5 protein-coding genes and 5 pseudogenes are annotated in these 14,975 nt (G+C 62.7%); 6 read left to right on the top strand and 4 right to left on the bottom strand.

Going from position 1 to position 14,975, the window contains the following annotated elements:
• Positions 1 to 111 precede the first annotated feature (111 nt).
• Positions 112 to 4,397, top strand: a pseudogene (locus tag LJU32_01275) (DEAD/DEAH box helicase).
• A gap of 125 nt (positions 4,398 to 4,522) precedes the next feature.
• Here the strand turns inward: LJU32_01275 and LJU32_01280 are convergent.
• Positions 4,523 to 6,623: pseudogene (locus LJU32_01280) on the bottom strand (mechanosensitive ion channel).
• Between the two features lie 291 nt (positions 6,624 to 6,914).
• On the opposite strand from LJU32_01280, the gene LJU32_01285 reads away from it, so the two are divergent.
• The 4 genes and pseudogenes from LJU32_01285 to LJU32_01300 all read left to right on the top strand — a co-directional run bounded on the left by LJU32_01285 (position 6,915) and on the right by LJU32_01300 (position 10,888).
• A complete protein-coding gene (locus LJU32_01285) occupies positions 6,915 to 7,841 on the top strand; it encodes a DUF72 domain-containing protein (protein ID WKV89160.1) in 927 nt (308 codons plus the stop codon).
• The gene (locus LJU32_01290) at positions 7,838 to 8,635 is read left to right on the top strand and encodes an endonuclease/exonuclease/phosphatase family protein (GenBank protein ID WKV89161.1); all 798 of its coding nucleotides are present in this window, start codon (positions 7,838 to 7,840) and stop codon (positions 8,633 to 8,635) included. Before LJU32_01285 ends, LJU32_01290 begins: the two co-directional genes overlap by 4 nt.
• A pseudogene (clsB, locus tag LJU32_01295) lies at positions 8,632 to 9,905 on the top strand (cardiolipin synthase ClsB). Before LJU32_01290 ends, clsB begins: the two are co-directional and overlap by 4 nt.
• The gene (locus tag LJU32_01300) at positions 9,902 to 10,888 is read left to right on the top strand and encodes a lysylphosphatidylglycerol synthase domain-containing protein (protein WKV89162.1); all 987 of its coding nucleotides are present in this window, start codon (positions 9,902 to 9,904) and stop codon (positions 10,886 to 10,888) included. Before clsB ends, LJU32_01300 begins: the two are co-directional and overlap by 4 nt.
• 111 nt (positions 10,889 to 10,999) lie before the next feature.
• Here the strand turns inward: LJU32_01300 and LJU32_01305 are convergent, their stop codons facing one another.
• The 3 genes and pseudogenes from LJU32_01305 to LJU32_01315 form a co-directional block, all read right to left on the bottom strand.
• The gene (locus tag LJU32_01305; protein ID WKV89163.1) at positions 11,000 to 11,758 is read right to left on the bottom strand and encodes an alpha/beta fold hydrolase; all 759 of its coding nucleotides are present in this window, start codon (positions 11,756 to 11,758) and stop codon (positions 11,000 to 11,002) included.
• A pseudogene (locus LJU32_01310) lies at positions 11,748 to 12,856 on the bottom strand (DUF3182 family protein). The gene LJU32_01305 and the pseudogene LJU32_01310 overlap by 11 nt, the downstream one beginning before the upstream one ends.
• A 297-nt stretch (positions 12,857 to 13,153) precedes the next feature.
• Positions 13,154 to 14,134, bottom strand: coding sequence for a GlxA family transcriptional regulator (locus tag LJU32_01315; GenBank protein WKV89164.1), 981 nt, complete (start codon positions 14,132 to 14,134; stop codon positions 13,154 to 13,156).
• A 100-nt stretch (positions 14,135 to 14,234) separates the two neighbouring features.
• On the opposite strand from LJU32_01315, the pseudogene LJU32_01320 reads away from it, so the two are divergent.
• A pseudogene (locus tag LJU32_01320) lies at positions 14,235 to 14,788 on the top strand (cysteine hydrolase).
• Positions 14,789 to 14,975 lie beyond the last annotated feature (187 nt).

Genomic DNA, 14,975 nt, shown 5'->3' on the forward strand with positions numbered 1-14,975 from the left:
TGCCAGGCATGAATCCTGTGGGAGTTGGCTTGCCGACGATAAGGGCCTGACTGTCTCTGAGATCCCCAGCGGTACTTGCATCTTCCCGCCCCCGCCCGCATAACTTCCGTCATGAATCTGCCCCTCCCTGCCAACAGCGCGCTGGCCGGCTTTCACCCCGCCGTCAGCGCCTGGTTCAACAAGACTTTCCCGGCGGTCACCGCCGCTCAGGCGCGTGCGTGGCCGTTGATTCGCCAGCGCCGGTCGACGCTGATCGCCGCGCCTACCGGCTCGGGCAAGACCCTGACCGCGTTCCTCGCCGTGCTCGATGAGCTCGTGCACCGAGGTCTGGAGCATCCTGACGGTCTGCCCGCTGAAACCCTGGTGGTCTATGTCTCGCCGTTAAAGGCACTGTCCAACGACATTCAGATCAATCTGCAGAATCCGCTCGCTGGCATTACGGCGCAGTTGCGCGAAATGGGCCTGCCGGAGCTGACCATCACCACCGCCGTACGCACTGGCGACACGCCACAGAAAGACCGCGCCGCGATGCGCAAGATCGCGCCGCACATTCTCGTGACCACGCCGGAATCGCTGTACGTGCTGCTTGGCTCGGAATCCGGGCGCGGGATGCTCGGCACCACGCGCACGGTGATCATCGACGAAATCCATGCGATGGCCGCCGGCAAGCGCGGCAGTCATCTGTCCTTGAGCCTTGAACGCCTGCAAGCGCTGTGCGCCGAACCGCTGACCCGCATCGGCCTGTCCGCCACGCAAAAACCGGTGGAAGCCGTGGCGCAGTTCCTGGTCGGTCACGATCGCCCCTGCGAAATCGTCGACATCGGCCACGCCCGCCCGCGAGACCTGGGCATTGAAGTGCCGCCGGTGCCGTTGTCGGCGGTGATGGCCACTGATGTCTGGGGACTGGTATATGACCGCCTCGCCGAACTCGCCCGCGAGCACCGCACCACGCTGATTTTCGTCAACACCCGACGCCTTGCCGAGCGCCTCAGCCGCCATCTGAGCGAGCGCCTCGGCAAGCAGGCGGTGGCGGCGCACCACGGCAGCCTCGCCAAAGAGTTTCGCCTCGACGCCGAACAACGGCTCAAGCGCGGCGAGTTGCAGGTGCTGATCGCCACCGCGTCGCTGGAACTGGGCATCGATATCGGTGAAGTCGACCTGGTCTGCCAGATCAGTTCGCCGCGCTCGATTGCCGCGTTTCTGCAAAGGGTCGGTCGCTCCGGACACCAGGTCGGCGGCACGCCCAAGGGTCGTTTGTTCGCCACCACCCGCGACGACCTGATCGAGTGCGCCGCCCTGCTCGACTGCGTGCGCCGGGGCGAGCTCGATACGCTGCACATTCCGGAAAAGCCGCTGGACGTGCTGGCGCAGCAGATCATTGCCGAGGTCAGTTGCCAGGAATGGTCGGAGGACGCCTTGCTGGCGATGTTCCGCCGTGCCTGGCCCTATCGCGATCTCGACGAAAAACACTATCAGGCCCTGCTGAGCATGCTCGCCGAGGGTTACAACGGCCGCCAAGGCATCCGCAGCGCCTACCTGCACCGCGACGCCGTCAGTCGCACCTTGCGTGGCCGGCGTGGTGCGCAGCTGACCGCCGTGACCAGCGGCGGCACGATTCCGGATAACGCCGACTACAGCGTGCTGCTCGAACCGCAGGGTTTGAACATCGGCAGCGTCAACGAAGATTTCGCCGTGGAAAGTATCGCCGGCGACGTGTTCCAGCTCGGCAATACCTCATATCGCATCCTGCGCGTGGAGAGCGGCAAGGTGCGCGTCGAGGATGCGCAGGGCATGCCGCCGACCATTCCGTTCTGGCTCGGCGAAGCGCCGGGGCGCAGTGATGAACTGTCGGCGGCCGTCGCGCGCCTGCAAGCGCAACTCGATGAGCTGCTCAGCGCCAGCCCCGGCAATCTGCAACCGGCGCTCGACTGGCTGACCACTACACTCGGCCTCAACCTCGCCAGCGCCGAGCAACTGGTCGAATATCTGGCGCGCGCACGGCAAACCCTCGGCGCCCTGCCCTCGCAGGACACGCTGTTGATGGAGCGGTTTTTCGACGAGTCCGGCGGCACCCAACTGATCATCCACACGCCGTTCGGCAGCCGCATCAACCGCGCCTGGGGTCTGGCCCTGCGCAAGCGTTTCTGCCGCACCTTCAACTTCGAGTTGCAGGCCGCCGCCAGCGAAGACGCGATCGTGCTGTCGCTGTCCACCAGCCACAGTTTCGAGCTCGATGAAGTCTGGCGTTACCTGCACAGCAACAGCGCCGAACACACGCTGATTCAAGCCGTGCTTGATGCGCCGCTGTTCGGCGTGCGCTGGCGCTGGAATGCCGGGGTGGCGCTGGCGTTGCCGCGCTTCACCGGCGGGCGCAAAGTCGCTCCGCAACTGCAACGGATGAAAAGCGAAGACCTGATCGCCAGTGTGTTTCCCGACCAGATCGCCTGCCTGGAAAACCTCGCCGGCGAGCGCGAAGTCCCCGAGCATCCGTTGGTGGAACAGACCCTCGACGATTGCCTGCACGAAGCGATGGACAGCGAAGGCTGGCTGACCCTGCTGCGGCGCATGGAGCGTGGCGAGGTGCGCCTGATCGCCCGGATTTGCCAGCGCCGTCGCCGCTGGCGGCAGAAATCCTCAGCGCCCGACCGTACACGTTTCTCGACGACGCGCCGCTTGAGGAACGCCGCACGCAAGCGGTGATCAATCGACGCTGGAGCGATCCGCAGTCGACCGATGACCTCGGCGCGCTCGATGCCGACGCGATCACCGCAGTGCGCGAAGAAGCCTGGCCGTCGCCCGATTCCCTGGATGAAATGCACGAGGCACTGATGAGCCTCGCCTGCATCAGCGACGCCGAAGCGCGTGCCAACCCAGGCTGGCCGGACTGGCTGCAAACGCTGATGGCCAGCGGCCGCGCCTGCCTGTTGCAGATCGACGCCGAGCATCAGTTGTGGCTGGCTCGCGAACGCTTGAGTTGCCTGCAGGCACTTTATCCACAGGCCACGTTGCTGACTGAGGCGGTGGCGCTGCCCGGCTTCGACGTCGCATGGGCATTCGACGAGGCGCTGGTCGAAGTGATCCGCGCCCGGCTCGGTGCGTTCGGGCCAACCCCGTTGCCGGCCATCGCCGAGCCGCTGGCCTTGCCAGCCGCGCAAGTCAATCAGGCCCTCGCGCAACTGGAACGCGAAGGTTATGTGTTGCGCGGCCAGTTCACGCCAAACGGCGCAATAGAAGAATGGTGCGAACGCCATCTGCTGGCGCGCATCCATCGCTATACGGTCAAGCGCCTGCGCCGGGAAATCGAACCGGTGGCATTACAGGACTTCATGCGCTTTCTGTTCGACTGGCAGCATCTGACGCCGGCCACCCAAGGTCAGGGCAGCGCGGTGCTGCCGGCGATTGTCGGCCAGTTCGAAGGCTACCCGGCGGCAGCTTCGGCGTGGGACAGCGACATCCTGCCGGCGCGCCTCAAGGACTATTCGCCGAGCTGGCTGGACGACCTGTGCCGCAACGGCAAACTGGTGTGGACGCGCATCAGCGCGCGGCAGAAGGTCGGCGGCTCGGCATTGCGCAGTACACCGATTGTGCTGCTGCCGCGTGGCCAAGTGGGTTTGTGGAGTGCATTGGCGGAACAGACGCCCGTAAGCGAGTTATCGCCGAAAACACAGAAAGTCTTCGAGGCGCTGAGCCAGCATGGCGCGCTGTTTTTCGATGAGTTGATTCATGAAGCGCGACTGCTGCGCAGCGAACTGGAAATCGCCTTGCAGGAACTGGTCGCCGCCGGGTTGGTGAACGCCGACAGCTTCGCCGGCCTGCGCGCGCTGATCACCCCGGCGAGCAAACGCCAGCAGCGCAGCAGTCGACGCGGACGCGGCGCGTTTATCGGCGGCATGGACGATGCCGGGCGCTGGGCATTGCTGCGCCGAGGTTCGTCAGCCGATGCCGCCGAGACGCTCGAACATGTCGCCATGACCCTGCTGCGCCGCTACGGCGTGGTGTTCTGGCGCTTGCTGGAACGCGAAGCCGACTGGCTGCCGAGCTGGCGGGAATTGCTGCGCACCTTTCATCGTCTAGAAGCGCGGGGCGAGATTCGTGGCGGGCGGTTTGTCAGTGGCTTGGCTGGCGAGCAATTTGCCTTGCCCGAAGCCATTCCCTTGCTGCGCGAAGTACGCCGACGCCCGCAGGACGGCAGCCTGGTGGCGGTGTGCGGGGTTGATCCGCTGAATCTCGCCGGGACGTTGTTGCCGGGTGCGAAAGTACCGGCGCTGGTGAGCAATCGGCTGGTGTATCGCGATGGGGTGCCGGTGGCGGCGATGGTTGCGGGCAAGCCGCAGATCTGGGGGGAATGGGATCAGGTGGTCGTTGAGCAGATAGGCAGGAAACTCATCCGCAATTGAGGGTGTCTGTTCTGGCCTCATCGCGGGCAAGCCCGCTCCCACAGGGTTTTTTGCGTTGTACACAAAACCAATGTGGGAGCGGGCTTGCCCGCGATGAGGCCGGGACATGCACCGCATAATTCAGATCAGGTCCGCGACTCGCGCGGCACCTCACCCGCAACCACCGCCCCCTCCTCCTGCCGCTTCGGCAACAGCACCTGCTGTGGATAAGTCTGCGCAAAATGCACATTCGGGGTGTTATCCACAAGCTTCTTCAAGCGCTGGTTGAACGCGCGGCTCACCGCATATTGCCCACCGGACACCGTGCGAAATTGCGCCGTCAACACCACGCCGTTGAGGTCCATCTTGTCCACCCCGAACACATCCAGCGGCCCTTGCAGGTTGTACTTGAGGAACGGGTCTTCGCGGATCGAATCGCCGGCCTCGCGGATCAGCTCGATGGCCTTGTCGACGTCGGTGTCGTAAGTGAACTGCACCGAGAAAAACGCGAAGGCGAACTGCCGTGATTGGTTGGTCACAGCCTTGATCTGACCGAACGGCACCGAATGCACAAAACCCTTGCCGTCACGCAGGCGCAAGGTGCGAATGGTCAGGCCTTCCACGGTGCCGGCGTGGCCGGAATCGAGCACCACCCAGTCGCCGATCGACAGGGTGTCTTCGATGATGATGAACAGGCCTGTAATCACGTCCTGCACCAGTTGCTGCGAACCGAAGCCGATGGCCAGACCGACCACTCCCGCACCGGCCAATAGCGGCGCGACGTTGATGCCGAGATTGGCCATGGTGGTGATCGCGCAGATCACCACGAGGATGATTTTGATCGCGTTGCGCAACAGCGGCAGGATGGTTTTCACTCGAGTGCTCGGCTGGCGTGCTCCGCGTTTGCTGACCGGTGGCTTCAGCGCTTCCTGAATCGCCGTGTCGAGCACCACCCACAGCAGCCACGTCACCAAAAGATCAGGCCGATGCTGCTCAAGGCATTGCTGATCGCTCGACCGACGGTGCTGCTCTGGGCGAAATCGAGCAACGACACGCCCCAGATCCGCCCGAGAATATCGATGAACACAATCGCCATGACGATCCGCAGCAACGCATGCAACAGGCTGAGAAAGCGTTCCTTGTAGGCACTGCTGCGCTGGATCGCCTCAGCTTTGCGCGACTTGAACAGGTGCTGCAACACGGTGCTGAGAAACACCGTGGCGATCAGCAGCACGGTGGTGAACAAGGCGCAGCGCAGGGCTTTCTGATTGTCCTCGCCGATGCCGATCAGGCTGACCGCCGAGACCAGCACCATCAGCACGATCGGCCAATACCACAGCCCGGAAAATATCCGCAGCGACTCCTGCAGCGACGGTTGTTTCAAACGCTGGGTCAACGGGCGATTGCGGATCAGGTGCGCCACCGGCCGGCGCAGGCGAATCACCAGCAAGCCGAAAATAACCGAGGCGATCAGCCCGGTGAACACGGCGATACTGCTGGTGATATTGCCGCCCAGTTGCCGGGCGATCTGCGGGCTGGTCAGGGCATCGCTGAGGGCGGCGAGAAAGCCGATCAGGAACAGCGGGCGCGGGCAGTATTCGCGGATGATTCGCGCGGCGGTGCGCTTGTGGCCGACGTTGAACATCACCACCACGCACAACAACATCGACGTGGAAAAATCCCGCTGCTGGTGGCGTAAGCCAGACACAGCGCCAGCGCCCGCCCCACCGAACCTTGCAGAAAATGGCTGACATACAGCGTCAGCGGCAAACAGATCAGTGCCGGCACGGTGTACGGCAGCACGTAGCCGAGCAGATCCTGACTGCGCTGGCGGGTGCGCAGCCAGCGCCCCTCACGCAGACGCTTGGCCAGCAAACTGCCGAGCACCGTCAGCAGGGCGAAACTGCCCAGCCATACGCCCGACAACGTGAGGAAATCCCCGGCCACGCTCCAGCCCGAGCGGTTCGATGGCTGCTTGACCAGCCTGTCGACCTCATCCGCCGCGCGGTCAGCGCGCAGACGCCAGGCATCGACCAGGTGTTCGTTGAGATCGAGTTTTTCCTGCACATCGTCGATGCTCGTACTGATCGCCCCGAGCAGACCACCCTGCACCAGCGGTTCCGGTTCGGCAGGTTTTTCCGCCGTATCGGCGGCGGCCGGAACGCCTGGTAGCGCGGCGGCTTGCGATGCGTTGACGCCGAAGCACAGCAGCGCTCCCAGCAGAATGGCGATCCTGAAATTGCGCAAAGCTCCGATCTCCCGTGGCTGACCCTGGTAAGGAACTGATCGGTAATTGCGCGGCAAGTTCAGCGACCAGAGCCACACACAGCCCCTGTGGGAGCGAGCCTGCTCGCGAAAGCGCTGGCTCAGTCAACGGATCATTTACCGACAGTCCGTATTCGCGAGCAGGCTCGCTCCCACAATGAGTCGCAAGCAATTCCCAATCGCGACCGTCCGTAACGCCACCGAAACTTTCCCGCCCCCGCCGCAGTCATCACAGAACATCGGCAACACGAGGACTTTCTACGGGAGGATGGGATGGCGACGATTCACATCGGTATTTCAGGCTGGCGCTACGCCCCGTGGCGCGGGGATTTCTACCCGAAGGGACTGGCGCAGAAGCGCGAATTGCAGTTCGCCTCCCGCGCAGTCAACAGCATCGAAATCAATGGATCGTTCTACGCTCTGCAACGCCCTGAACGTTACGCCCAGTGGTACGCCGAAACCCCCGATGACTTCGTGTTCAGCGTCAAGGCGCCGCGCTTCATCACCCATGTGCGCCGTTTGCGCGAAATCGAAAAACCGCTGGCGAATTTCTTTGCCTCGGGCGTGCTGGAGCTGAAGGAAAAACTCGGGCCGATCCTCTGGCAGTTTCCGCCGAATTTCAAATTCGACGCCGAGCGCTTCGACCAGTTTCTCGCGCAACTGCCCCACGATACCCAAGCCGCAGCCGCCCTCGCCCGCCAACACGATTCCCATCTGCCCGGCCACGCCAGCGTCAAAGCCTGGCGCAAAAAGCCGCTGCGCCATGCCGTGGAAATCCGCCATGAGAGTTTCATCGACCCGGAGTTCGTACGCCTGCTCCAGCGCCATAGCGTGGCGCTGGTGGTCGCTGACACCGCCGGCAAATGGCCGTACCGCGAAGACCTCACCAGCGACTTCGTCTACCTGCGCCTGCACGGCGCCGAAGAGCTCTACGCCAGCGGTTATTCCGAGCAAGCGCTCAAGCGCTGGGCCGAGCGCATCGACGCCTGGCATCACGGTAAACAGCCAGAGGACGCCCACCTGATAGCGCCACGCCTGAAACCCCGCGCACGCAAATCGCGCGAAGTGTTCTGCTACTTCGACAACGACATCAAAGTCCGCGCGCCCTACGACGCACGCAACCTGTTGCAGCGCTTCGACCTCGATAAAGACCTGGCCACGACTCCCGGGCAAGTTGCCGCAGAAGGAGTTCTGTCATGAGCATTCCCGAACCGGTCGGTTTCACCGACGAAGGCTCCGTGGTTGCGCCCTCGGTGCGCACCTTCACCGTACTGACGGTCAACACCCACAAAGGCTTCACTGCGCTGAACCGGCGTTTCATTCTGCCGGAGCTGCGTGAGGCGGTGCGCAGCGTCGCCGCCGACGTGGTGTTTCTGCAGGAAGTGCACGGCACCCACGAGCAGCATCCGAAACGCTACGACAACTGGCCGACGATGCCGCAATACGAGTTCCTCGCCGACAGCCTCTGGCCGCAGTTCGCTTACGGGCGCAACGCGGTGTACCCGGCGGGCGATCACGGCAATGCGCTGCTGTCGAAATTCCAGATCATCCGCCACGACAACCTCGACGTGTCGATCAGCGGCCATGAAAACCGCGGCTTGTTGCATTGCGTGCTGCGCCTGCCCGGTGACGGCACCGAAGTGCACGCGATCTGCGTGCATCTGGGCCTGCGCGAGAGCCATCGCAATGCGCAACTGGATTTGCTGATGCAACGCCTCGCCGAACTGCCCGACGATGCGCCGGTGATCGTCGCCGGCGACTTCAATGACTGGCGCCAGCGTGCCGATGCGCAGCTCAAGCCCTGTGGCCTGCGTGAAGTGTTCGCTGAACACCACGGCAAACCGGCGCGCAGTTTTCCCGCGCGGCTGCCAGCGCTGCGACTCGACCGCATCTACGTGCGCAACCTCAAGGCCAGCCGGCCAAAAGTATTGACCAACCGGCCCTGGTCCCATCTTTCCGACCACGCACCGTTATCGGTGGAGATTGAACTATGAACAGTGCGCCACTGGAGAAATCCGCCGTCGACCCGGTCACGCTGAACCCGCCGGTGCGCGAACCCGGCCACGTTGACGTCGAGTATCAATGGCACAGCAACAACCGCGTAGAGCTGCTGGAGAACGGCGAGGAATATTTCCCCGCGTGTTCGAAGCGATGCGCGCGGCCAAGAGCGAGATCCTGCTGGAGACCTTCATCGTCTTCGAAGACAAGGTCGGCGCCGAGTTGCAGCAGATCCTCATCGAAGCCGCCCAGCGCGGCGTGCGCACCACGGTCAGCCTCGACGGCTTCGGCTGCGGCGAGCTGAGCACCGGCTATCTGTCGGCCCTCAGCGATGCCGGCGTGCATTTGCAGATCTTCGATCCCGCGCCCAAGCACCTGGGCATTCGCACCAACTGGTTCCGCCGCTTGCACCGCAAGATCGTGGTGGTCGACGGTTTGATCGCGTTCATCGGCGGGATCAATTTTTCCGGCGATCATCTGGCCGACTTCGGCCCTGAAGCCAAGCAGGATTACTCGGTCGAAATCCAGGGCCCGGTGGTCGCCGATATCCACCACTTCGCCCTGCTGCAAAGCGGTCGCCCCGGACGCGCGCGGTTCTGGTGGCGACGCCGGCGCCAGCGTCTGGAGGAAATGGCCTTCACCGATCACGATGGCCAGGTACGCCTGGTGTTCCGTGACAACGATCAACACAACACAGATATCGAAGACGTGTATCTGCAGGTGCTGCGCAAGGCCAAGCGCCGGGTGATCATCGCCAACGCCTATTTCTTCCCCGGCTACCGTTTGCTGCGCGAGATCCGCAACGCCGCGCGCCGTGGCGTCGAGGTGCGGCTGATCCTGCAAGGCCAGCCGGACATGCTCGTCGCCAAACTGGCAGCGCGCATGACCTACGATTATCTGCTGCGTGCCGGCGTGCAGATTCACGAATACTGCCAGCGCCCGCTGCACGGCAAGGTCGCGCTGGTCGACGATGACTGGAGCACCGTCGGCTCGAGCAATCTGGACCCGCTGAGCCTGTCGTTGAATCTGGAAGCCAACGTACTGATCCGCGATCGCGCCTTCAATCAGCACCTGTACGAGCGTCTCGAAGACCTCAGCCGGAACCACTGCAAAGCCATGGATGCCAAGCTGTTGCCGCGTGGGCGCATCTGGCACATGACCGTGGGCTTTCTGGTGTTCCACTTCCTGCGGCACTTCCCGGCCATGGCCGGTTGGCTGCCGGCGCATAAACCGCGTCTGAAGCCTTTCCGAGGTGCGCGTCCATGAGTCATTTCGAAGTGCACTCCGATAACCATTCGGCACCAGCGGCGCCGTCGAAATGGAGCCGCTGGAAACGTCCGCTGACCCTCCTGTTTTTCCTCGCGTTGATCGTCCTGTTGACGATGTTCGCCACCCGCATCGAATGGGCCGAGGTGCTGGAGACCCTCGCCGATTTCAAAGTGCGCACACTGATCATCGCCGCCAGCCTGACCCTGCTGAGCTTTCTGGTGTACGCCAGTTTCGACCTGATCGGCCGCACTTACATTCGGCAAGATCTGACCTGGAAGCAGATCCTGCCGGTGGGCATCATCAGTTACGCCTTCAACCTCAATCTCAGCGCCTGGGTCGGCGGCATCGCCATGCGTTATCGCCTGTATTCGCGGCTCGGCGTAAGCAAAGGCAACATCGCCAAGATTCTTGGCTTGAGCTTGGCGACCAACTGGTTCGGCTACATGACCATCGCCGGCGTGGTGTTCAGCAGCGGTCTGGTGCGCATGCCGCCAGGCTGGAAACTGAGCAGTGATGCGCTGCAACTGGTGGGTGTGTTGTTGCTGTTGGTCAGCGCCGGGTATCTGGCGGCGTGCCAGTTTTCCAAACGTCGCGAGTGGTCGATACGCGGCGTGGAAATCAACCTGCCGTCGCTGCGCATGGCGGTCCTGCAATTGCTCTTGGGCGCGTTGAACTGGTCACTGATGGCGGCGGTAATCTTCACTCTGCTGCCAAGCAAACTGGATTATCCGCTGGTGCTGGGCGTGCTGTTGATCAGCGCGATTGCCGGGGTCATCACGCACATTCCGGCGGGGCTGGGTGTGCTTGAAGCTGTGTTTGTGGCGTTGCTGCAACACGAGGCATCGCGGGGCAGTCTGGTCGCGGGACTGCTGGCGTATCGGGCGATTTATTTCCTGCTGCCGCTGTTGATTACGGTGGTGATGTATCTGGTGGTGGAAGCCAAGGCCAAGGCGTTGCGCATCGAGAAGAAACCTTCCTGACCATGCATTGCTGCTGATGGCCCTTTCGCGAGCAGGCTCGCTCCCACATTTGAAATGCGCTCAACCTGTGGGAGCGAGCCTGCTCGCGAAGGGGCCGGTACATGCGAAACATCATCTGGATTGGATAATGCTCAACCGCTCCCCCACCACCATCTCGGTAATCCAGTCCACCAGGATAGAGGTATAGGCCTGCTGCGACACCGGATCACTCAAGGCGTGATCCGCGCCATCGATGATCCGGTGCGTCAACGAGTGAGTCTGCTGACACGCGGCGCGGTAACTCATGATCGTCGCGTGGGGCACGAAGTCGTCGGTTTCCGACTCCACCAGCAGCACGTCGCCAGTGAATTGCGAGCAGGCATGCAGGGCGCGATTGCTGTCGGCGCGTACCAGCGTGCTGCGGTAGTCACGCAGATCGGCTTTATCCAGATCGCGCTTGGGCGTGTGCCATTGCTCGTCGCGGTACAGCGCCGGCACGCGCAGCGCCAGCCAGCGCACCGGGCGCAATGACGTCAGGATCGAGGCCAGATAGCCGCCATAACTGGTGCCGACCACAGCGATCGCAGAGGTATCCAGCGCCGGGTGCGCCAACAGGCGATCATAAGCCGCCAGCAAGTCACGCAGATTGTCTTCACGGGTCACGCGGGTCAGCGGAATTCCGGTGCCGCCAGTGTGCCCGCGCAGGTCGAAGGTCAGGCAAACGCAACCCAGGCCGGCGATGCCTTTGGCCCGTTCCAGATCACGTTCCTGACTGCCGCCCCAACCGTGAACGAACAACACCCCCGGGACTTTCGATTTGGGACTGAGGAACGTCCCGCTCATCTGTTCGTCATCGATGTCGATTTGAATGCTTTCGCTTCTAGCCGTCATAGGATTGGACCGTTACGTATTTGAGAAGAAACGCGCTGTTTTCCGCCGGGCCGCGATAGACCTCGATGGCGTCCGCCGGCAGCGCCTGATCGGTATAGGTTTCCACCGACGACACGCGGATGGCGCGCATCTGTGGATCGTTGACGAAGCTTTGCAACGCGGCCACTTCAGCGCTGCTGGCGCCGCCCATGCGCCAGGATTGTTCGAGCACGCCGCTGCGCGGTTGCCGCTGGCGTCGAGGCCTTGGGCGATATCGTAATTGCGCCGCGAGGCGAAAAAGCGCGGGTAGGCTTCGTTGGCGGCGCTGTCGAATACCTGCGCCTGTTCGATGGCCAGACGCACATCATCAGGCAGATCCAGCGCGAGCAATTGGTCATAGCCGCCCTGCACCACCAGCAGATTCGAACCGCCGTAGACCTCTTCGCCCTGTCCGTCCTCGGTCAAGTACTGCTCGCCGCAGTAGCTCAACACCTTGCCGCCGATGAACGACTGGCCGACGCTGTGGGTGACGACGTTGCTCAAGTCCTGCTCCAGCACTACGCCGTCGCTGAACAGACTTTGCGCCTCGGGCCGCGCGAGGATCTCATCGAACGCGTCGAGGCTTTTGACCACTTCCTGACCGCGCCCGGCGCAAGCGTGAACCGGCTTCAGGCGAATCGGCCCGGCGTACAGCAGATGCTCGGCGGCGGGCCGCGCATCTTCCAGGGCGAATACGCTGAGACCGTCGAGCACAACGTTGCGCACCCGCTCCGAGAACAGCGGCGACCAGCCCTTCGGCGCGTGCGCCAAATGGCTGCGCAAGCCGTGGCTGATGGCTTTGGTGCAGATGAAATCGTATTCGACGTAACCGCCCCACAAGTCATCGGGGCCTTTGATTCCCAGCGCTTGAGCGTGGGCAGCGCCAACAATGGTTTGCGTTGGCAGCAGATACAGCTCGCGACCCTGATGTTTGGCCGGATCGTAACTGCCGCCGAATTTGCAACCGAGGATTTGCGCCAGCCAGCGCGCCAGGGCCTTGTTGGTCTCGACTTCATGTTGCGGTGCCTCGGTACGCACCGAATGAGCAACGACGATTTTCTTGCTGGGTGTCGGGGTCATGCGTTCCCCTTTTATCAGTCGATGGGTTCACTCAGGGAAAGTGCAGAGATCAGGCCAATCAACGATCCCCACGGACCGCCCGGTAATCGGGTGTTTGCCCCTGAAGTGCTGGCATCACGCCTGTTTCAAACTGCACGACGGCGCGCAAAACTCCGGCAAATTGCACGATCCGTGGTCCTGTGCAAAACCTGTGGGAGCTGGCTTGCCAGCGATGGCGGTGGATCAGTCACCTGTTTTGCAACTGATTGATCGCATCGCTGGCAAGCCAGCTCCCACAGGGTTACTCCAGTGCCCGGGCTACCGCGTCAACCCAAACCGCCCCCGGTACTCACTCGGCCCCAGCCCGGTAATCTTCTTGAAAATCGCACGAAACGCACCCGGATCCTGATAGCCCACCGTCCAGGCGATGTGATCGATCGTGCCATGGGTGAATTCGAGCATTTCTCGCGCCTTGCCAACCCGCAGATGCTGGCAATACTCGGTCGGTTTCAAGCCTGTGGCGGCGCGGAATCGGCGCAGGAAAGTGCGTTCTTCAAGGCCCGCGCGCTCGGCCATCGCGTTCAGCGAAACATCCGTCGCCCCGGTGCTTTGCAACCAGTGCTGGACCTTGAGAATCGCCGCGTCGCCATGACTGAGGATCGGCGCAAAATTGCTCCCGCATTCGCTGGCGCTGTCGCTGTGTTCCATCACCAGAAAACGCGCGGTCGCGGTGGCGATGCTCGGGCCGAGCAAGCGATCGACCAGGCGCAGTCCCAGCTCCGACCAGGCCATCAGCCCGGCCGTAGTGATCAGGTCACCGTCGTCGACAATCGGCGTGTCGGCGTTCAGTTTGATCTTCGGGTAACGCTCGGCAAAAGCCTGTGCCGAGGTCCAGTGGGTGGTGGCGCTGCGACCGTCGAGCAAGCCGCTTTCAGCGAGCATCAACGAGCCTACGCACACACCACCAAGGGTTGCGCCGCGGGCATGTTGATCGCGCAGCCATTGCGTCAGGCTCGGAGTCATCTGCGCCGCATCGAACCCGCCGAGGGACGGCGGAATCAGCACGGCGAGCAAAGCGTCTTCCGCACCGGGATGACTGTCGAAAACCCGCGTCGGCAGCTGCTCGCCCTCGACCTGCCAGTGACTGACTCGCAGCAACGGCAATTGCACTGCCTGATAGTCGGCGGCGATGCGGTTGGCCACGGCGAACAGATCGGTCAGACCGTGCACGGCCGCCAGTTGCGCGCCGGGGTAAATCAGCACGCCCAGTCCAGCAGTCGCGGCTTTTTGTGCAGCCATTGTCAGTTTTCCCCGTCTATTGTCGGTGCGGCCAATCCCCGAATCCTCGGCCAGCGCCGATACTGAGGCCACAACCAATCACTGCCTCGAGGACAATCCCATGGCCAAGCAAGCGCTCATCGTAGTCGATATCCAGAACGACTACTTCCCCAAGGCAAGTGGCCGCTGGTCGGCGCCGACGCCGCTGCGGACAACGCCGCACGGCTGATCGCAGCCTTTCGCGAAACGGGCAATCCGGTGGTGCACATTCGGCATGAATTCACCTCCGACGATGCGCCGTTTTTCACTCCCGGCTCCGAGGGCGCGAAACTGCATACGAAAGTGCTCAACCGCGCCGACGAGCCGGTGGTGCTCAAGCACTTCGTCAACTCGTTCCGTGAGACCGAACTGAAAGCGGTGCTCGACGAACAAGCCATTACCGATCTGGTGGTGGCCGGCAGCATGAGCCATATGTGCATCGATGGCATCACCCGCGCGGCGGCGGACATGGGTTACGGCGTCACAGTGATTCACGATGCCTGCGCCAGCCGTGATCTGGAATTCAATGGCCTGACGGTGCCGGCCGCCCAGGTGCACGCAGCATTCATGGCGGCGCTGGGTTTCGCCTATGCCAACGTGGTATCGACTGACCAGTTCCTGAGCAGCAACGCCTAGCAACAACTGCGCAATCCACAGGCCCGCCACGTTGCGGGCCTTTTTGCGTCTGTCATGAAAATCTCACGCGTGAGTCATTGATGGCACTTTGCATTGGTTGTAGTGTGGCCCACGCGTGAGATGTTCATAACCGGAAAACAGCCATGACAAGCCGCACTCAGACGACTGCCGCAGCCAGCCCCAAGGG

This window comes from Pseudomonas sp. B21_DOA (genome assembly GCA_030544685.1).
GTDB lineage: Bacteria > Pseudomonadota > Gammaproteobacteria > Pseudomonadales > Pseudomonadaceae > Aquipseudomonas > Aquipseudomonas fluorescens_AO.

What these genes read in the sequence shown, in the direction of transcription:
- LJU32_01300 (WKV89162.1), top strand. Translation starts at nt 9,902, where the DNA reads ATGAGTCATTTCGAAGTGCACTCCGATAACCATTCGGCACCAGCGGCG.
- LJU32_01290 (WKV89161.1), top strand. Translation starts at nt 7,838, where the DNA reads ATGAGCATTCCCGAACCGGTCGGTTTCACCGACGAAGGCTCCGTGGTT.
- LJU32_01315 (WKV89164.1), bottom strand. Translation starts at nt 14,134, where the DNA reads ATGGCTGCACAAAAAGCCGCGACTGCTGGACTGGGCGTGCTGATTTAC.
- LJU32_01285 (WKV89160.1), top strand. Translation starts at nt 6,915, where the DNA reads ATGGCGACGATTCACATCGGTATTTCAGGCTGGCGCTACGCCCCGTGG.
- LJU32_01305 (WKV89163.1), bottom strand. Translation starts at nt 11,758, where the DNA reads ATGACGGCTAGAAGCGAAAGCATTCAAATCGACATCGATGACGAACAG.